The organism is Stenotrophomonas sp. Steno-C15 (genome assembly GCF_056393265.1).
In genome coordinates, this window is record NZ_JBWJPF010000002.1 from 81,097 (window position 1) to 98,903 (window position 17,807).

Annotated in this window: 16 protein-coding genes, 4 tRNA genes and 1 pseudogene; 14 read left to right on the forward strand and 7 right to left on the reverse strand. The window is 66.1% G+C overall.

Features of this window, described 5'->3' with window-relative positions; translation table 11 throughout:
* Nucleotides 1–19 precede the first annotated feature (19 nt).
* Nucleotides 20–913, reverse strand: a complete 894-nt coding sequence (dapA, locus tag AC06FB_RS02350) for a 4-hydroxy-tetrahydrodipicolinate synthase (protein WP_053517270.1) — start codon at nucleotides 911–913, stop codon at nucleotides 20–22.
* Nucleotides 914–1,077: 164 nt separating this feature from the next.
* Between dapA and AC06FB_RS02355 the strand changes: the two genes are divergently transcribed.
* The 10 genes and pseudogenes from AC06FB_RS02355 to AC06FB_RS02400 all read left to right on the forward strand — a co-directional run bounded on the left by AC06FB_RS02355 (nucleotide 1,078) and on the right by AC06FB_RS02400 (nucleotide 7,006).
* Complete coding sequence (locus AC06FB_RS02355) at nucleotides 1,078–1,638, forward strand: glycine cleavage system transcriptional repressor (protein WP_025879444.1); 561 nt, start codon at nucleotides 1,078–1,080, stop codon at nucleotides 1,636–1,638.
* A gap of 81 nt (nucleotides 1,639–1,719) precedes the next feature.
* Complete coding sequence (locus AC06FB_RS02360; protein ID WP_065174941.1) at nucleotides 1,720–2,199, forward strand: peroxiredoxin; 480 nt, start codon at nucleotides 1,720–1,722, stop codon at nucleotides 2,197–2,199.
* An 81-nt stretch (nucleotides 2,200–2,280) separates the two neighbouring features.
* Nucleotides 2,281–3,681, forward strand: a complete 1,401-nt coding sequence (locus AC06FB_RS02365; RefSeq protein ID WP_065181271.1) for a PhoH family protein — start codon at nucleotides 2,281–2,283, stop codon at nucleotides 3,679–3,681.
* Nucleotides 3,678–4,184, forward strand: coding sequence for a hypothetical protein (locus AC06FB_RS02370; protein ID WP_053517266.1), 507 nt, complete (start codon nucleotides 3,678–3,680; stop codon nucleotides 4,182–4,184). The genes AC06FB_RS02365 and AC06FB_RS02370 overlap by 4 nt, the downstream gene beginning before the upstream one ends.
* An 11-nt stretch (nucleotides 4,185–4,195) precedes the next feature.
* Nucleotides 4,196–4,864, forward strand: a complete 669-nt coding sequence (locus AC06FB_RS02375; protein WP_053517265.1) for a YoaK family protein — start codon at nucleotides 4,196–4,198, stop codon at nucleotides 4,862–4,864.
* Nucleotides 4,865–4,961: 97 nt separating this feature from the next.
* Nucleotides 4,962–5,771: a bifunctional hydroxymethylpyrimidine kinase/phosphomethylpyrimidine kinase gene (thiD, locus tag AC06FB_RS02380; RefSeq protein WP_053517263.1), complete on the forward strand. Its 810-nt coding sequence runs from the start codon at nucleotides 4,962–4,964 to the stop codon at nucleotides 5,769–5,771.
* A pseudogene (locus AC06FB_RS02385) lies at nucleotides 5,768–6,695 on the forward strand (alpha/beta hydrolase family protein). The gene thiD and the pseudogene AC06FB_RS02385 overlap by 4 nt, the downstream one beginning before the upstream one ends.
* Nucleotides 6,686–6,762 (forward strand) — tRNA-Arg (locus AC06FB_RS02390). Before AC06FB_RS02385 ends, AC06FB_RS02390 begins: the two are co-directional and overlap by 10 nt.
* Before the next feature lie 58 nt (nucleotides 6,763–6,820).
* Nucleotides 6,821–6,897: transfer RNA gene (locus AC06FB_RS02395), tRNA-Arg, on the forward strand.
* Between the two features lie 32 nt (nucleotides 6,898–6,929).
* A tRNA-Arg gene (locus AC06FB_RS02400) sits at nucleotides 6,930–7,006 on the forward strand.
* A 439-nt stretch (nucleotides 7,007–7,445) separates the two neighbouring features.
* Here the strand turns inward: AC06FB_RS02400 and AC06FB_RS02405 are convergent.
* Complete coding sequence (locus AC06FB_RS02405) at nucleotides 7,446–8,366, reverse strand: LysR family transcriptional regulator (RefSeq protein WP_065181268.1); 921 nt, start codon at nucleotides 8,364–8,366, stop codon at nucleotides 7,446–7,448.
* A gap of 139 nt (nucleotides 8,367–8,505) precedes the next feature.
* Here AC06FB_RS02405 and AC06FB_RS02410 point away from each other — a divergent pair, with 139 nt between their 5' ends.
* The gene (locus AC06FB_RS02410) at nucleotides 8,506–9,207 is read left to right on the forward strand and encodes a pirin family protein (protein WP_053520377.1); all 702 of its coding nucleotides are present in this window, start codon (nucleotides 8,506–8,508) and stop codon (nucleotides 9,205–9,207) included.
* Nucleotides 9,208–9,252: 45 nt separating this feature from the next.
* Here the strand turns inward: AC06FB_RS02410 and AC06FB_RS02415 are convergent, their stop codons facing one another.
* Nucleotides 9,253–9,375: a hypothetical protein gene (locus tag AC06FB_RS02415; RefSeq protein WP_262917636.1), complete on the reverse strand. Its 123-nt coding sequence runs from the start codon at nucleotides 9,373–9,375 to the stop codon at nucleotides 9,253–9,255.
* Nucleotides 9,376–9,576: 201 nt separating this feature from the next.
* Between AC06FB_RS02415 and AC06FB_RS02420 the strand changes: the two genes are divergently transcribed.
* The gene (locus AC06FB_RS02420) at nucleotides 9,577–10,716 is read left to right on the forward strand and encodes an MFS transporter (RefSeq protein WP_065181266.1); all 1,140 of its coding nucleotides are present in this window, start codon (nucleotides 9,577–9,579) and stop codon (nucleotides 10,714–10,716) included.
* Nucleotides 10,717–10,723: 7 nt separating this feature from the next.
* On the opposite strand, the gene AC06FB_RS02425 is transcribed toward AC06FB_RS02420, so the two are convergent.
* Nucleotides 10,724–11,869, reverse strand: a complete 1,146-nt coding sequence (locus AC06FB_RS02425) for an alpha/beta fold hydrolase (RefSeq protein ID WP_180876655.1) — start codon at nucleotides 11,867–11,869, stop codon at nucleotides 10,724–10,726.
* Nucleotides 11,870–12,094: 225 nt separating this feature from the next.
* Here AC06FB_RS02425 and AC06FB_RS02430 point away from each other — a divergent pair, with 225 nt between their 5' ends.
* Both AC06FB_RS02430 and AC06FB_RS02435 read left to right on the forward strand, forming a co-directional pair.
* Entirely contained in the window at nucleotides 12,095–14,473 is a 2,379-nt protein-coding gene (locus tag AC06FB_RS02430) for a TonB-dependent receptor (RefSeq protein WP_478053339.1), read from the forward strand.
* Between the two features lie 8 nt (nucleotides 14,474–14,481).
* On the forward strand, nucleotides 14,482–16,590 hold the full coding sequence (locus AC06FB_RS02435; RefSeq protein ID WP_478053384.1) for a phosphocholine-specific phospholipase C: 2,109 nt from the start codon (nucleotides 14,482–14,484) through the stop codon (nucleotides 16,588–16,590).
* Between the two features lie 294 nt (nucleotides 16,591–16,884).
* On the opposite strand, the gene AC06FB_RS02440 is transcribed toward AC06FB_RS02435, so the two are convergent.
* The 3 genes from AC06FB_RS02440 to csrA all read right to left on the reverse strand — a co-directional run bounded on the left by AC06FB_RS02440 (nucleotide 16,885) and on the right by csrA (nucleotide 17,727).
* Nucleotides 16,885–17,070 (reverse strand): hypothetical protein, encoded by a 186-nt coding sequence (locus tag AC06FB_RS02440; RefSeq protein WP_146256229.1) that lies wholly within the window; start codon nucleotides 17,068–17,070, stop codon nucleotides 16,885–16,887.
* Between the two features lie 283 nt (nucleotides 17,071–17,353).
* Nucleotides 17,354–17,446 (reverse strand) — tRNA-Ser (locus AC06FB_RS02445).
* A gap of 77 nt (nucleotides 17,447–17,523) precedes the next feature.
* Nucleotides 17,524–17,727, reverse strand: coding sequence for a carbon storage regulator CsrA (gene csrA / locus AC06FB_RS02450; protein WP_053520007.1), 204 nt, complete (start codon nucleotides 17,725–17,727; stop codon nucleotides 17,524–17,526).
* Nucleotides 17,728–17,807 lie beyond the last annotated feature (80 nt).

Sequence of the window (17,807 nt, forward strand, 5' to 3'; positions counted from 1 at the left end):
ATCAGACCAAGACGGAAGGTCAGTGGCTGGAAAGGGCTTCAAGCGCGGCGATGTCGCCGGCCAGATGATCGGCTGCCGGATGATGCGCTGCCGAAAGTGGCAGCAGCGGCAGGCGCAGGTCGTGGCCGATGCCGATGCGGCGCAGCAGCGCCTTGACCGGAATCGGGTTGGATTCGATACCGCAGAAATCGTGGTACGGCTGCAGGCGCGCGTCCCAGGATGCGGTGGCGTCATGGTCGTGGGCGGCAGCCAGCTCGCACATCCGGCGGTACGCACCAGGCAGCGCGTTGGAGCCGACCGAGATCAGCCCGTCGATGCCGGCCTGGATCGAGCGCGCAGCCGTGCCGTCGTCGCCACTGAGCACGGCGAACCTGGAACTGCGCAGCGCCAGCAGGGCCTTCACGCGCCCGATGTCGCCGACGGCCTCCTTGATGCCGACAATGTTCGGATGATCCGCCAGCTCGGCCACGGTCTCCGGCAGCATGTCGCATCCGGTGCGCCCGGGTACGTTGTACAGCACCACGGGCAACCCGCCGTGGTCGGCCACGGCCCGGTAGTGCGCGATCAGCCCGGCCTGCGTCGGACGCACGTAAGGCGGTGTCACCACCAGAGCGTGACTGGCACCCTGCGCGGCAGCGCGACGGGTCTGTTCGATGGTCTTGGCGGTGCCGGACAGGCCGGTACCGGCCAGGACCGGGATGCGTCCGCCGATGCGTTCGACCGCACTGGCCAGCAGCTGGTCGTACTCGGCATCGGACAGCGTCGCCGCTTCGCCGGTCGAGCCGGCGACGACAACGCCATGGACGCCACCTTCCAGTTGCAGATGCAGCAGGCGCTGCCAACCGTCGGGATCGAGGGCACCGTCGGCCCGGAACGGGGTCGCCAGCGCGGTGATGAGGCCGGAAAGGGACAAGGACGTGCTGCTCTTGGCTGGGAAGGGAAAACGCCCGCCACGAAAGGGCGGGGGCGACTTGAATGTTACTTGCGGCGCGAAAGCACGGGCAAGTATGCTGCACTCCGGTGGATCCCCGCCTCTGGCGGGCATTCAGACTCACGCATGCATTACCCGGAATCGCCTTGACCGACACCACCCCGCGCCCCGCGCCGAGCGAAAACCACCTCCTGATCAACGCCTATACGACGCATCCGGAGTCCCCACTGCTGTCCGTCACCCGACGCATTGCCGACAGCGGCTGCAATCTGGTGGACGCGCGCCTGGCCACGGTTGGCCGCGACGTATCGGTCACCGCGCTGGCCACCGGGTCGTGGGACTCGGTCGCCAAGCTGGAAGCGATGCTGACCCGGCTCGAGCGCGAGGAAGGCCTGAAACTGGTCTGGTACCGCACCGAGGCCAAGCAGGCGCAGTCCAATCTGCTGCCGTACATCGTTGAAGTGATCGCCGCTGACAAGCCGGGCATCCTGTTCCAGCTGGCCGACTTCTTCGACCGCCAGGGCATCACCATCGAGACCCTGCAGAGCACGCGCTATCGCGCCATGCAGACCGGTGCGGAAATGTTCAGCGCGCAGGTCACCATCGGCGTGCCGGCCAACATGCACATCGCCGCCCTGCGCGATGATTTCCTCGAATTCTGCGACCACCTGAACCTGGACGCGATCATGGATCCGATGAAGTTCTGATTTTTCGCGCGTTCGTCACGGGCGCGCGGCGTTTCATGCAACTGTCGTAGAAATACCCCAGGCTCCGGAACCAAGGACCTCATGAACAACGGCGATACCCTGGACCGCACCACCCTCTCGCTCCCGCTGGCCCTGTCAGGCGGCGAACACACCACCCTCGGCGACCTCGCGGGCCAATGGCTGGTGCTGTACTTCTACCCCAAGGACAGCACCCCGGGGTGCACCACCGAAGGCATCGACTTCAACGCGCTGCTGCCGGAGTTCCGCAAGGCCGGCGCCACCGTACTCGGCGTCTCCCGTGACTCGGTGAAATCACACGACAACTTCTGTGCCAAACAGGGCTTCGCGTTCCCGCTGGTCAGCGATGGCGACGAAGCGCTGTGCAACGCCTTCGATGTGATCCGGATGAAGAACATGTACGGCAAGCAGGTACGTGGCATCGAGCGCAGCACCTTCCTGATTTCTCCCGACAGCCGCATCGCGCAGTCCTGGCGCAAGGTCAAGGTCGCCGGCCATGCCGACGCCGTGCTTGCCGAACTGAAGGCCGCCCAATCCAAGTGATTCCCATCGCCCACTTTGTCCGCCATCACCCTGCCCCGCAGGTCGTGGTGGTTTTTCCCTGTCCGTAACCAGGAATCGACGATGACCCGAGGCAAGCGCATCTACGTGCTGGATACCAACGTGCTGATGCACGATCCGACCGCGCTGTTCAAATTCGAGGAGCATGACGTCTACCTGCCGATGCAGGTGATCGAGGAGCTGGACAACGGCAAGAAGGGCACGTCCGAGGCAAGCCGCAACGCCCGCCAGGTCAGCCGCTTCCTCAACGAGCTGGTGCAGGCCTCCGGCCTGGACAATCTGGCCGACGGCATTCCGCTGCAGCGGCCACAGGGCCTGCAGCTGCGTGGCAAGCACAGCGCCGGCAAGCTGCGTTTCCAGACCAGTCATTTCGACGCCGGCAAGAGCTTCGGCCAGGTCATCCCGGACAATGCCATCCTCGGTGCCATCCTGGCGCTGAAGGAGCAGACCCCGGAGATCCCGGTGGTGTTCGTCTCCAAGGACATCAACCTGCGGATCAAGGCGGCCATCGCCGGCATCGTTTCGGAAGATTACGAAAACGACCGCGCACTGGACGATTTCAGCCTGCTCTACACCGGCGCCACCGAGCTGCCGGAGGATTTCTGGAAGCTCCATGGCGACGACCTGCGCAGCTGGAGCGACAAGGGCCGCACCCATTACGAGATCCTGGCCAGGGACGACGAGGAATGGTACCCGAACCAGTACGTCTACCTGCCGGGCGAGGACGAGGTGGAGCTTCGCGTCAGCCGCGTGGTCGGCGATGGCAAGGTGGTGCTGTCGCTGGTTGATGATTTCCGCCACGGCAGCCACGCCGTGTGGGGCATCAGCGCGCGCAACCGCGAGCAGAACTTCGCGCTCAATGCACTGATGGATCCGGAGATCGACTTCGTCACCCTGCTCGGCACCGCCGGCACCGGCAAGACCCTGCTGGCACTGGCCGCGGGGCTGGCGCAGACGATGGACCAGCAGCGCTACCGCGAGATCATCATGACCCGGGCCACCGTCAGCGTCGGCGAGGACATCGGCTTCCTGCCGGGCACCGAGGAAGAGAAGATGACACCGTGGATGGGCGCGCTGACCGACAACCTGGAAGTGCTCACGCACAACCAGGAAGGCGGAACCTGGGGACGCCAGGCAACCAACGATCTGCTGGCCAGCCGCATCAAGATCCGCTCGATGAACTTCATGCGCGGCCGCACCTTCCTGTCGCGCTATCTGATCCTGGACGAGGCGCAGAACCTCACCCCTAAGCAGATGAAGACGCTGATCACCCGTGCCGGTCCCGGCACCAAGATCGTCTGCCTGGGCAACGTCGAGCAGATCGACACCCCGTACCTGACCGAGACGACATCCGGCCTGACTTACGCGGTGGACCGCTTCAAGAACTGGCCGCACAGTGCGCACATCACCCTGCGCCGTGGCGAACGCTCGCGGCTGGCCGATTACGCTTCGGAGGTGCTGTGAACCGTTCTGCCCGCCTGCTGCTGCCGACGGCTGCGATCACCCTCGCAGCCGTCCTTGGTGCCTGCACCACCACCCGCGGGCCGGCCAGCGTGCCGACCGCCGAACGCACCGGCCAGTCGTGGGTGGTCACCCGGCCGATCGTCGCCGCGCAGGTGCTCGACACCTGCTCGCGGCACAGCCCGGGCCGGGATGCCGGCCGCGTCACCGGCTACTGGGCCCCCAGCCGGCAACAGGTGGACCAGCTGGAAGCCGCACTACCTTCGCTGCAGGCGCAGGTGCCCGACGTACTGGACTTCGACCGCCAGTACGTCGGCATCGAAAGCGCCGGCAAGCGCCTGATCTACATCAATGCGTTCCGCCTGCCTGACGACAGCGGCATCAAGCCGGCGCGCGAGGCCATCCGCGTCTGCGATGGTGGCAAGCAGTTCTGGGGCGCGGTGTTCGACCCGGCCACCGGTGCGTTCAGCGAGCTGCAGTTCAACGGCGGTCTCGGCGGTCCCTGAGGGTCACGCCGATGGGCATACGCCTTCCCACCTGGGTCTGGATCGGTGCCGTAGCGCTGTCGTGCGTGGCCGGCATGGTCAACGTGGTCGGCTTTCTGGGCTTCGAGCATCAGGCCGTCAGCCACATGACCGGTAGTACCAGCCAGCTCGGCATGGCACTGGCGCAGGGCGACTGGCGCGCGGTCGGACACCTGTGGGGCCTGCTGATCGCTTTTTCGCTGGGTGCGATGCTCAGCGGGCTGCTGATCCAGGACAGCGCACTGCAGCTCGGCCGGCGCTATGGCGTCGCTCTGGCACTGGAATCGGCGCTGTTGCTGGCCGCCATTCCCTTGTTCAAGCAGCAGCAGATCTGGGGCGCGTTGTCGGCAGCGATGGCCTGCGGGTTGCAGAACGCGATGGCCACCACCTTCAGCGGCGCGGTGATACGGACCACCCACCTCAGCGGCATGTTCACCGATCTTGGCATCGGCCTGGGCCATCTGTTGCGCGGGCTGCCGCTGCAGGTGCGGCGGCTGACGCTCAGCGGACTGATCATCAGCGGCTTCCTGGCCGGTGGCGTGATGGGTGCGTGGCTGTTCCTGCGCTGGCAGTACGATGCCCTGCTTGCCCCCGCGCTGCTGACCGGCGCGACCGGGCTGGTCTATGTGCTGTACCAGCAATGGGTACGCTGGCGGTACTGAGCGTCGCCGCACGCACGCGCAGCATGAGGCGTCCGCCCCTGCCGGCAGCCCGTAGCCGGCACTACCCCCATCCCGGTGACCACGGCACAATCGCCGCATGAGCCCGACCACTCCCGTTTCCGCCCTCACCATCGCCGGCTCCGACTCCGGCGGAGGCGCCGGCATCCAGGCCGACCTGAAGGCCTTCGCCGCACACCGCGTGCATGGCCTCTCCGCGATCGCCGCACTGACCGCGCAGAACACCCGCGGTGTCACCGCCGTGCATGTGCCGCCAATCGAATTCCTGCGCGCGCAGCTCGACGCGTGCTTCGATGATTTCGACATCCACGCGGTGAAGCTGGGCATGCTGGCCAATGCCGAGGTGATCCACGCCGTGGCCGATGCGCTGCAGCGTCACCGGCCCGCACATGTGGTGCTGGATCCGGTGATGGTCGCCACCAGTGGTGCGCGCCTGCTGGAAGACAGCGCGCTGCAGGCAATGCGCGAGCGTCTGCTTCCGCTGGCCACGCTGGTCACTCCCAACACACCGGAGGCAGAACTGCTGGTGGGCCGCACGATCGGCGATGGAGACGACGCCGAGCGGGCTGCGTCGGCACTGCTGGATCTCGGGGCCGGCGCGGTGCTGCTCAAGGGCGGCCACCTGCACGAGGGCAACCGGGTGATCGATCGCTACTTCGATGGCGTCAGCAGCGAGGAATTCAGTCACGCGCGCCTGCCGCTGGATGCCCACGGCACCGGCTGCACACTGGCCTCGGCCATCGCCGCGCAACTGTGCAATGGCCTGAGCCTGGCCAACGCCTGCGAAGCATCGATCGACTACGTGGCACGCGGGCTGCAACTGGGCTACATGCCGGGGCGCAGCGATGTGCGCGTGCTGGATCATTTCGGCGCAGCGCCCCACGCATGAGCCTGCCATCACGGACACTGGCCGTGGAATGCGGCGACGGCCATCGCTTCGAGGTGATGGCCTGCGTACCAGAGCAGCCGCTGGCGCGGCTGCTATGGCTCCCCGCACTGGGCGTGGCCGCGCGCCACTACCTGCCACTGGCACAGGCCCTGGCTGCGAAAGGCATCGCGGTCTACCTGCACGAGTGGCGTGGCAACGGCAGCAGTTCACTGCGCCCTTCGCGCACGCAGGACTGGGGCTATCGTGAAGTGCTCGAGCAGGACCTGCCTGCCAGCCAGGCTTTGCTCGCCAACGCCGATGCCGGCGAAGGCGTGCTGCCCTGGATCATCGGTGGGCACAGCCTGGGTGGGCAGCTGGCCTGCGTGCATGCAGGACGGCAACCGCAGCACTTCGAGCACCTGTGGCTGGCCGCCAGTGGCACGCCGTTCTGGCGTACGTTTCCGCCTCCGCGCGGATGGCTTCTGCCGCTGGTGTATCGCTTCCTGCCCTGGATCGCCCGCCGCCAGGGCGTGCTGCACGGCCGGCGCCTGGGCTTTGGGGGCACCGAAGCACGCGGCCTGATTGCCGACTGGTCGCGGGTGGGCCTGAGCAACCATTACGCAGCCGCGGGCATGACCGAGGATCTCGATGCGCAGATGGCACGCGTGCATGGCAGCGCGCAGGCCGTGGTGATGGAACACGACTGGCTGGCACCGACCGGTTCGATGCAGGCGTTGCTGGACAAACTGCCGAATGTGGCATCACACCTGCATGTGCTGTCCGACGGGGAACTGGGCACGCGTGCCGACCACTTCGCGTGGATGAAGGCGCCACAGGCGGTCGCCCACCAATTTTTCATTCAGCTGGATGAAAATCTTCACGAAAACGGTTGACGGTACGCGCCGACATCCGCATAATTCCGCTCCTGTCGCAGGGCGCCCGTAGCTCAGTTGGATAGAGTACCTGGCTACGAACCAGGCGGTCGGGAGTTCGAATCTCTCCGGGCGCACCACTCGACAGGTTTCCGGCATCCGCCGCTGGAAATGAAGTAAAATTTGATTGTGTACCGCGCGCCCGTAGCTCAGTTGGATAGAGTACCTGGCTACGAACCAGGCGGTCGGGAGTTCGAATCTCTCCGGGCGCACCATACACGGTCAACACAACAGGTTTATGTAATTGGCGCCCGTAGCTCAGTTGGATAGAGTACCTGGCTACGAACCAGGCGGTCGGGAGTTCGAATCTCTCCGGGCGCACCATTACACCGAAACAGCAGGCCTCGGCCTGCTGTTTTTTTATGTGTGTTCTTCGGCAGGGCTGCGCCCTGCACCCGCCGAAGCCAAAGCCGGAGCAACAGCAACAGCGCGCATTCCATGGGATGGCGGGGCGGTGTCGGAGTGCGGGGACGCCGCAAGTGCGTCCCTGTAGGCTTGGCAGCCGCATCCATGCGGCTGACACCCCGCACTCCGACACCGCCCCACCTTCGACAGGTTCACGCGGCTGTTGGTAGGTGTCGACCTTGGTCGACACATCTGTCAGATATCGAGTGAATTCATCCACGCATGGCGTGGATCTACCGTGTCGATCAAGTCGACACCTACCGGACCCACCCCGTCTTGCCCCAGCAAACCCCCTTCGGCTGTTGCTGTTGTCGTGTTCCCGCCCGTCGCGGGTGCAGGGCGCAGCCCTGTCGCACACCTACCCCCCGGCCATTGCCCGCCACCACTGCGACAGCAGCTCCGGCCTACGCAGGCGCTCGCGCCACCAGCGCAATGCCGCGCCATCCTCACCGGTCCGCCAGGCCAACCAGAAGGTCTCCTCCGGCTTGTGTTCCTCGACCTCACGGATAACCAGTTCGCCTCGTGCCACGGCCGCGCGCGCGCACGGCTCGGGCAGAAAGCCGAAGCCCACGCCCTCGCATTGCAGTTTCAGCTTGCTGGCCATGTCGGGCACTGTCAGCATCTCCTGCCCCATCAGCAGGCCAACCGTACGGGGCAGCAGGCGCCGCGCCGAATCGGACACCGCGATCGCACAGTGCTCGACCAGCTGCTCACGTCCCAGCACGCCCGGCACTGCCGCCAAGGGATGATCCGGGGCAACCGCGAACACGAACTCGACCGTACCCAACGGCTCGACCACGTAGCCACCACCGCTCGGCCCCTCGCCCGGCGCGCCCACCAGCAGATCGGCACGCCGGTCCAGCAGCGCCTCCCAGGTGCCGGACAGCGCCTCGCCGATCAAGCGCAGGCGGGTCGGCGCCTCAGCGCCGCGAAATGCGGCGATGTCCGGACCCAGCAGCCAGGTGGGAAACACCGAATCCACTGCCAGGGTCAGTTCGGTTTCCCAGCCGGAGGCCACCCGGCGCACCCGCAGTTCCAGTTCGCGGGCCGCACGGAGCAGATGCCGGCCCTCATCCAGCAGCGCGCGACCGGCCTCGGTCGGCTCCGCACGCGGGCCCACCCGGTCGAACAGCTGCACGCCAAGATCCTCTTCCAGCTTGGCCACGGTGTAGGAAATGGTGGACGGCACCTTGTGCAGGGCCTTGCCGGCGCCCGCAAACGAACCGCGGCGATCGATGGCGTCCAGGATCTGCAGGGCTTCGAGGCTGAGCTTGAGCATTCGAATTTTTCGATGATGGCTTTCAAAACTATCCGTTTTTCAAAGCACCGGCGCAAGCGGATACTTCTCTCCAACAGGGAAACACGGCGATCAATGCCCTGCCCCGCCCCATCGAAAACATCGAACAAGGAGATATCCCATGCTGCAGATCCGCAAGAGTGCTACCCGTGGCCTGGCCGAACATGGCTGGCTGTCCTCGCGCCACACCTTCTCGTTCGCCAACTACTACGATCCGCGCTATGTCAGCTTCGGTCCGCTGCGGGTGATCAACGAGGACAAGGTGATCGGCGGCCAGGGCTTCGGCACCCACAGCCACAGCAACATGGAGATCGTCTCCTACGTGCTGGGCGGCGCACTGGAACACAAGGACTCGATGGGCACCGGTTCGGTACTGCGCTACGGCGATGTGCAGCGCATGAGCGCCGGCAGCGGCGTCAGCCACAGCGAGTTCAACCACTCGGCCACCGAACCCGTGCATTTCCTGCAGATCTGGATCTTCCCGGACACGGAGAACATCACCCCGTCGTATGAGGAAACCCACTTCACGCCGGACAGCAAGCGCAACCAGCTGCGCCTGATCGCCTCGCCCGACGGTGCAGATGGTTCGCTGCGCATCCACCAGGATGCCCGCATCTTCGCCACCCTGCTCGACGGCAGCCACAAGCTGCACCACGCCCTGGGCAGCGGACGCGGTGCCTATGTGCAGGTCGCCCGTGGCCAGCTGCAGGTCAACGGCATCACCCTGGAAGCCGGTGATGCGCTGCAGATCAGCGACGAAGCGCAGCTGACGCTGGAGAACGGCAACGACGCCGAAGTGCTGGTGTTCGACCTGCCGCTGTGAAGTCACGCCCGCGGTGCCGACCGGTACCGCGGGCGACCTCTGGCCTCAACCGCCGACGGCGGCGCAGGCCTCCAGAATCAACGCAGTCACCTCGGCCGGTTTCGACGCCAGCGAAGCATGGCTCGCATCCAGTTGCAGAAGACGCCGGGGCTGGATCCGATCGGCCATCATCTGCGGGTTCTGAACAGAAGCTCTCGTGGGGTCTGTCCATACGCGGCCACAGATCACCGTCGCGGTGCGGGGCGGGGTTCGATGCCGCCTCGCCCTTGGCGCGCTGCAATCGTATGCATGTCGCCCCCCCTCCGTTGGCACTTGCCGAACCGCCATGAAATCGCTTCCATGTCGGTTCACTGGAGCTTCCTACTGCGCATGACGCCTTCTTCCCCACGTGCCCAGCAGCACGCCACCCGCGCCGCCTTCTTCATTCCCGGTTTCGCCACCGCCGCGTGGGCACCGATGGTGCCCTTCGCCAAGGCCCAGGCAGGGCTGTCCGACGCCGGTCTGGGCGCCGTGCTGCTGTGCCTCGGGCTGGGCTCACTGCTGGCCATGCCGCTGGCCGGTGCGCTGACCGGTCGCTTCGGCTGCCGTCGGCTGCTGGTGGTCACCTGTGCACTCGTGCTGCTGGCACTGCCGCTGCTGGCGGTGCCGCCTTCGCCCTTCGTGCTCGGTGCGGCCCTGTTCGTGTTCGGCGCGGGCGTGGGTGCGATGGACTGCACGATGAACATGCAGGCAGTGGCCGTCGAACGCGAAGCCGGCCGGGTGATGATGTCCGGCTTCCACGCCTTCTACAGCATCGGTGGCTTTGTCGGCGCCGGCTGCATGACCGGTCTGCTGATCCTGGGCACACCGCTCTGGCTGGCCGCGCTGCTCGCGGCGGCGGCACTGCTGCTGGTAGCTGTGCTGTCGGCACCGCACTGGCGTCCGCAACGGATCCTGCACGAAGGCCCCTTGCTGGCACTGCCACATGGCGTGGTGCTGTTCATCGGCGTGCTGGCATTCGTGGTGTTTCTCGCCGAAGGCTCGATGCTGGACTGGAGCGCCGTGTTCCTGGCCGAGGTACGGCAGGTGCCTCGCGACCAGGCCGGCGCGGGCTTCGCGGTGTTCACTCTGGCGATGACAGCCATGCGCCTGTTCGGCGATGGCATCGTCGAGCGTCTCGGCCGCACCCGCACCCTTGTCATCGGCGGCATCACCGCTGCGGCCGGCTTTGCCGTGGCCACCCTGGTGCCATCGTTGCCGGTTGCCCTTGCGGGCCATGCGCTGGTCGGCCTGGGCTGCGCCAACATCGTGCCGGCACTGTTCTCGATGGCTGGACAGCAGCGCGCGATGCCCGAGAACATCGCCATCACGGCGGTCACCACACTCGGCTATGCCGGCATTCTCGCCGGCCCGGCCGCGATCGGCGCACTGGCCCATGCCAGCAGCCTGGGCTTCGCGTTCCTCTGCGTGGCGGCACTGCTGATCGGTGTCGCGCTGTCGGCGCCGGCACTAGCGCGCCGGCTGTCCTGACGATGCATCAACCGCGTGCCGGCTCCGCTGCCGGCACATCGTGCACCAGCCACTCGGCCTGTGCCGGCAGCTGCGGCGCCGGGCAGGTGGACGGGGGGTGCCGTTCGTCGCGCGCCATCCAGTCGTCGACCACACCGGCCAACAGATCCAGCCGCAGCGGCAGGGTGATATGGTCCTCGCCGCGCATCTCGATGTAGTGCGCCCGCGGGTTGGCCTGCGCGAGTTCGCGCCCCTGGCTCACAGGAATGTGCTGGTCGCCCTGCCCGTGCAGCAGCAGCACGCAGGCGCGCGTGTCGGCCAGCGCGCGAGCCACATCCACATGGTCAAGATCGACATCGATGCGGCGGCTGGCCGCAGCAATCACCTGGTCGATGTCCTGTCCGCCATAACGCCACCGCGCATATGAGGCCACGGCCTGTGCCTTCCACCCTTCCGGCTGCAGCGCCATCAGGTGCGGAATCATCGTGCGGATGGCTACGCCGGCATTGGCGAACGACTCCATCGCGACGACGCCGGCAACCTGGTCACCGAGCTTTTCAGCGGTGAACACCGCCGTCGCCGCGCCATAGGACACGCCGAACAGATACAGGGGCCCGGTGACTTCGCCGCGTGCGCGCAGCTCAGCGATCACATCGACCACGTCGTCCGATTCGTAGGTGCCATAGCCGGAGGGTCCAGCCCCGGACTGACCGTGGTTGCGCAGGTCGAGCGTGACCACGCGATAGCCCGATCCGGCCAGCTGCAATGACCACGGCAGCATCGAATCGCCGTTCATCATCCAGCCGTGCAGGAGCACCACGGTGCCACGCGGCGCCTGTGCCCGGAACGGCTGCGGCACCGACAGGCTGAGTCCGGTGTCCAGCGGCAGGCCATTCTCATGCCGCTGCGGCAGATAGCGATAGCGGGCGCCGTAGTCGCCCGGATCGAACACGCGCCAGAAGATCGGCACGCCATCACGGCCCGGCGCGAAACCATGGCGATTGGGAATCCCGGCAATGGCCGCAGCGATGCGCGGCTGGTCAAGCAGCGTCGACACGCCGCCCGGCGCGACCAGGCGGTCGGCGAGCGAGGTGGATGCGGCATTCATCGAGGAAGAGCATGCAGCCAGCCACAGGCCGGCGCACGCCAGCAACAGCAGCAGCGGGCGCTTCATGGGCGATCAAGGAAGAAATGCGACAGCGTGGCAGCCTAGCGGGCACCGCGCTTGCCATCTATCGCGGTTCGATGACGGCTTGATGACAGCGCAGCATCGATTCAGCTTGGTGCAGGGCGCCTCCCGCGCCGCGGGTGCAATGAAGGCTGCATCTGCACGTCACCGTCACGTCACTGCCGCTGCCGACACTCCGGGGCTTCCCCCACTCGTGAAGGTCCGGTTTCGATGCCAACGCATGCGCGTATTCCCCGTATCTCGTTGCTTGCCCTGCTGATCGCGCCCACACTGGACGCCCTCGCCGAAGCACCGCAGGGAGAGGGTGACACGACACGTCGCAGCGACGCCCGCACGCTGGACCAGGTCCAGGTGATCGGCCAGGCAACCAGTTACGCCAAGACTGCGGTGCGCACGGAAACACTGAACCGGCAGCTGGTGATGAGCAGCGTCAACGACGCGCTCAACGAAGTGCCCGGCGTGGTCGTCAGCGAGGCCGATGCCACCGGTTCGTCGGTGTGGGGCACGCAGATCAGCATGCGCGGCTTCGTCACCAACCGCGATACGCAGCAGATCGGCACCACCATTGATGGCCTGCCCAATGGTGGCTCGGGCTACGGCGGTGGCTCCCTGGCCAATCGCTACATCGACACCCTGGACCTGGAAACGGTGGAGGTCAGCCAGGGCACGGCTGACATCTCCTCGCGCTCGAACGAGGCGCTGGGCGGCACCCTGAACTTCCTCACCGGCGATCCGCTGCAGGACAGCCGGCTGCGCTTCGTCGTCGGTGCCGGTGACAATGAAGCGCGCAAGTACTACGTGCGCTATGACACCGGCGTGCTTGGCGGCCACACCCGTGCCTGGGTCAGTGCATCCTCGGCGCGCGTGCACGATTGGATCGACGGCAGCGGCCGCACCCGCAACGACCATATCGCCGGCAAGTTCGTCACCGAACTGGACCGCTGGACACTCACCGGCTATCTGTCCTACAACGATGCCGACGAACCGGAATACACCAGCGTCTCGCCTCAGGGCTTCGCCACCAATCCGGACCGCGACAACCTGGTCGGCACCCTGACCGGCATTCCCTATCTGGATCAGAATTTCCGTTCCGGTTCCCGTGCCCTGCGCGAGAACACCTTCGGTTACCTGCGCGCCGCCTTCGACGGTGGCAACGGCTTCAAGGCCTCGATGGCGGCCTACGGTCATCGCATGCAGGGTCGCGGCGACTGGCTGCCGCCGTACCTGGCGCAGGTCAGCGACGATGGCAGCGGTCGCCCCGAGTCGGAGTACACCGGCGGCAGCACCGTGTACGGCGGCAGCAACCGGGGCCAGATCTACTTCGTCAATCCCGATGGCAGCGCCGCCCAGCGTCTGGCCACCTGCACGCCGCGGCTGGGCTTCACGGCCGAGTATGATCCGGGCTGCTACGCCGGAAATGTGCTCGGCGCCCAGTCCTACCGCCACACCCACTACGACAACGACCGCATGGGCGTCACTGCCGACGTCGAGTGGCGGCAGACCTTCGGCAGCATCGACAACACGGTCCGCGGTGGCCTGTGGGTGGAAAAGCTGGACCGCTCCGCACGCCGCGACTGGCACCGGCTGCTCAACGTCGGGCAGGACATCGCCTTCGATCACCAGCCGTACTGGGTCCAGTTCGAAGACCGGTACAAGGTCGATGAGCAGATGTACTACATCGAGGACGTGGCCCGCTTCGGCCCCTTCAGCGCGCGCCTGGGCGTGAAGCAGTTCTTCGTGGACCAGTCCCGCCAGCGTGTGATCGGCGCCGCCGAGAACGTCACGTCCGATTCAAAGTCCGATCCGCTGCTGTCCACCGGCTTCACCTGGGCACCCGGTGTTCAGGGCATGGAACTGTTCGCAGGCTTCTCGCAGAACTTCGCGGCCATCCCCTCAGGCGTACTGGGCGAGACCGATCCGCAGCGCTTCCGCAACGTCGAGCCGGAGACCGCCGACAACATCGAACTCGGCATGCGCATCAGCCGCTGGCCGTTGACCGCCTCGGTCACCCTGTACAACATCAAGTTCGACAACCGCATCGTCTACCTGCCGGCCGGTTTCGTCAGCGGCATCGATTACCTGGGCGAGACCGACGGCGTCTACGAGAACTTCGGGGGCGTGGAGAGCAATGGCCTGGAAGCGGCGCTCGGATACGGCTGGGACAACGGCTGGCGGATCAACGCGGCCTATACCTACAACCGCTCGAAGTACCTCGGCAGCGGCGATTCCGCGCGTGACGCCCAGCTGGGCATCGTCGATGGCGCCAAGGTGATCGGCCAGCCCGAGCAGATCCTGGTGGTCTCGGCTGACTGGCAGGGCGAGAACTGGAACTTCGGCCTGTCAGGCCGCTACCTGGGAACGCGCTACCTCGATGCTGCCAACGCCAGCAGACTGCCCTCGGCCACGGTGTTCAATGCCAACATCGGCTTCGATCTGCAGGGCCTGTCGCCACGCCTGAAGGGCATGGGTGCGAACCTGGTGGTGAGCAATCTCACCGACAAGCGGTATCTTGCAGGTGTCGACGGCCGCGACAGCGCCTTCATCGGCGCTCCGCGCACCGTCGGCATCTCCTTCCGCGTGGACCTGTGAGTGAACCCGTGACCGATATCGGCCGTCGCCGACTGCTGCAGGCCGGCCTTGCCGCCGGCCTTTCACCGCTGCTGCCGAGCATCGCCCGGGCCGCCGCGATCGCCCCCGATGCACGCACCCGCAGCCTGCAGGACCTGCAGCACATCGTGGTGTTCATGCAGGAGAACCGCTCGTTCGATCACTACTTCGGCACCCTGCCGGGCGTGCGCGGATTCGGTGATCGTTTCGTGGCCCCCGCCGCCCCCCTGGCGGGCGGTGGCGCTGCGCGCACCCTGTGGCTGCAACCCGATGCCAGCGGCAGCCGCGCGATCGCACCGTTCCCGCTGGATACCGCCGCGCACTTCGGCTACATGCGCGTCGAAGGCACGCCGCACTCCTGGCCTGACGCGCAGCGTGCCTGGGACCATGGGCGCATGGGGCAGTGGCCCAAGGCCAAGCAGAATCACTCCATGGGCTACTTCCAGCGCAGCGACCTGCCCTTCCAGTTCGCACTCGCCGATGCCTTCACCGTCTGCGATGCCTATCACTGCGCGATCCAGGCCGGCACCAACCCGAACCGGGTGTTCCTGTGGACCGGCCACAACGATCCCTTTGCCCGCGCCGGCGGCCCGGTGATCGCCAACTCCCACGACAACTTCCCGGAGCACGGCGGCCATCCGGCGTCCTACCAGTGGGCCAGCTACGTCGAGCAGCTGCAGCAGGCGGGGGTGTCCTGGCAGATCTACCAGGACATGGCCGACAACTTCACCGACAACCCGCTGGCGGGATTCGAGACCTTCCGGCAGGCGTACCGCGCTGCACCGGGCCACGATCCACAACTTCGCGCACGCGGGGTCAGCACGCGCGGGCTGGCACAGCTGCGCCAGGATGTGGTCGACGGGCAGTTGCCACAGGTCAGCTTCATCATCGCCGACGCTGCCGGCAGCGAACATCCCGGCCCCTCCAGCCCGGCGCAGGGCGCGGCCTACACCGCGCGCGTGCTCGACGCGCTGACCGCTGACCCGGAGGTCTGGAGTCGTACCGCCCTGCTGTTGATGTTCGACGAGAACGACGGCTTCTTCGACCACGTGCCGCCGCCCGCCCCGCCTTCACCGCTGGAGGATGGCTGGGCCGGCGCATCGTCGGTCGGCACCGAAGGCGAATACCATCGGCATCCTGCGCCTGGCGACGAGAAGTACGACGCCGCCGAGCTGCGTGGCCGCCCCTATGGACTGGGCCCACGCGTGCCGTTGTATGTGATCTCGCCCTGGAGCCGGGGCGGCTGGGTCGATTCGCAGGTGTATGACCACACCTCGGTACTGCGCCTGATCGAACGCCGCTTCGGTGTGCCCGCACCGGGCATCTCACCGTGGCGGCGCGCGATCTGTGGCGATCTGACCCACGCGTTCGATTTCGCCCAGCGCGATACCCGCCCCTTCGTGCAAGCGTTGCCTGACGTCGATGCGGTGGCCGCGCGCGCGGCGGCCCTGCCGGGCCGGACCGTGCCTGCACTGCCGCAGGGGCTGCACCCTGCACGCCAGGAAGCCGGGGTGAGACCGGCACGCGCCCTGCCCTATCGGCCGCAGGCCCGGATCACCGCATTGGCCGCCGGAAGCATCGATCTGCAGCTGGGCTGCGAAGGAGCGGCAGCGGTACTGCATGTCTACGACCGGCTGCGCCTGGACGCGATTCCGAGGCGCTACACGCTGGTGCCGGGCACGCCCGTGCAGGCGCGCTGGCCGCTTGCTGCCGATGGCCGCTTCGACCTGTGGCTGCTGGGCCCCAATGGATTCCATCGCCACTTCCGCGGCGATGCCACCTCCCCGATGTTGCTGGCGGATGTGGAGCGCGCCGATGGTCAGCTTCGCCTGCTTCTGCGTAACCCGGGCAATGAACCCTGCCGGGTCCGCGTGCAGGGAGGCGCCTATGCCGGGCACATGCCCGACCAGACGCTGGACATCCCCGCGCGCTCGGAAACATCGCTGGCCTGGGATGCAGCCCCCACCGCAGGGTGGTACGACCTGCATGTCAGCGCAGGAAGCGGTGCGCTGCGCCTGGCAGGGCGCGTCGAGGATGGCCGCCCCGGCACCAGCGATCCGGCGATGGGCAGTGAACCCTTGCGGTTCCAGCACGATTGAGGTCGAGGACGCTCCAGAGAGGGAGATTGCGCTGTTCACCGGACACAGCACGGATTCCCCTGACCGGGTGCAAGCGGATCAGCGCCCCGGAGCTGTACCAGCCCGGCGTGGAACAGCCGCGCGACGAGCGGGGGCAGTGTACCGAACCATTGGGTGATCCGAACAAGTTCTGCCGGTGAGTCCAGTGGCCAGCGCCACCGCACCGCAGAGTCGACAAGTGCACGCGAACTGCTGGAGCAGAAATAGCAAAGCCCTCGCAGGCGAGGGCTTTGAACGCCTTATGAGGCCAGGCAATCAAGCGAGAGCTTCGAACAAATTCTTGAACAGATTTACAACTTCACCGCCCTGACTCCAAATGAACCAAATCGCAGCGACCAATGAAACACCATGCACATCGCGCTTCTTTACTCGGAAGACGTAATAAGCCTCGGACACTGCATTCTTGGAGTCTTCGGACTCAGCTGTTTCGCCCTGTCTCATGATAGCTCTCCTTAGCGCCAGAAGACTTGAGCATAGCCTGCCTGCAACACCAGCGCACAGGCGGTGGCGACACGCGTGCGGGTTGTGCCGTGGCGCGCTTGATGACCTTGCAGCCAGCAGAGATTGAAGATCGCTCGGCACATTCGGCCGAATGTAGAAGCGGAAGGTGGTACCACGGCCCAGGTAGTGCGCTATTCGCATGACAGGGTGTCCAAGCAAGTGTCCAAGGCCGCAAAAAGAAAAACGCCCGCAGATCGAGGATCTGCAGGCGCTTCTTTGTATCTGGCGGAGTGAGAGGGATTCGAACCCTCGATAGAGCTTTTGACCCTATACTCCCTTAGCAGGGGAGCCCCTTCGGCCACTCGGGCATCACTCCGGGGATTTCACCGCAGGGGTGCGTCGCACCTCAGCGGGGCGTGAATCATAACGTTAATCACGCGCGAAGGTAAAGCCTTATTCCGCAGAATTTTCACCACCGGCGCTGCCGGCTTCGTCACCACGCTGGATGCGCTGGTAGATCTCTTCGCGATGCACAGCGACGTCCTTCGGCGCAGTGATGCCGATACGTACCTGGTTACCCTTGACGCCGAGCACGGTGACGCTCACCGAGTCACCGATCATCAAGGTTTCGCCGACGCGGCGAGTCAGGATCAACATTTTTGTAAGTCTCCATGGAACCGTGTGGAAGGGTATCCCCCACCGGCTTGACGCTTCGTCAAGAAGCGCTACCACGACAA

Coding starts and splice junctions, on each gene's coding strand:
- AC06FB_RS02360 (WP_065174941.1), top strand. CDS start 1,720: ATGAACAACGGCGATACCCTGGACCGCACCACCCTCTCGCTCCCGCTG.
- AC06FB_RS02365 (WP_065181271.1), top strand. CDS start 2,281: ATGACCCGAGGCAAGCGCATCTACGTGCTGGATACCAACGTGCTGATG.
- AC06FB_RS02375 (WP_053517265.1), top strand. CDS start 4,196: ATGGGCATACGCCTTCCCACCTGGGTCTGGATCGGTGCCGTAGCGCTG.
- thiD (WP_053517263.1), top strand. CDS start 4,962: ATGAGCCCGACCACTCCCGTTTCCGCCCTCACCATCGCCGGCTCCGAC.
- AC06FB_RS02405 (WP_065181268.1), bottom strand. CDS start 8,366: ATGCTCAAGCTCAGCCTCGAAGCCCTGCAGATCCTGGACGCCATCGAT.
- AC06FB_RS02410 (WP_053520377.1), top strand. CDS start 8,506: ATGCTGCAGATCCGCAAGAGTGCTACCCGTGGCCTGGCCGAACATGGC.
- AC06FB_RS02415 (WP_262917636.1), bottom strand. CDS start 9,375: ATGGCCGATCGGATCCAGCCCCGGCGTCTTCTGCAACTGGATGCGAGC.
- AC06FB_RS02420 (WP_065181266.1), top strand. CDS start 9,577: ATGACGCCTTCTTCCCCACGTGCCCAGCAGCACGCCACCCGCGCCGCC.
- AC06FB_RS02425 (WP_180876655.1), bottom strand. CDS start 11,869: ATGAAGCGCCCGCTGCTGCTGTTGCTGGCGTGCGCCGGCCTGTGGCTG.
- AC06FB_RS02430 (WP_478053339.1), top strand. CDS start 12,095: ATGCCAACGCATGCGCGTATTCCCCGTATCTCGTTGCTTGCCCTGCTG.
- AC06FB_RS02440 (WP_146256229.1), bottom strand. CDS start 17,070: ATGAGACAGGGCGAAACAGCTGAGTCCGAAGACTCCAAGAATGCAGTG.
- csrA (WP_053520007.1), bottom strand. CDS start 17,727: ATGTTGATCCTGACTCGCCGCGTCGGCGAAACCTTGATGATCGGTGAC.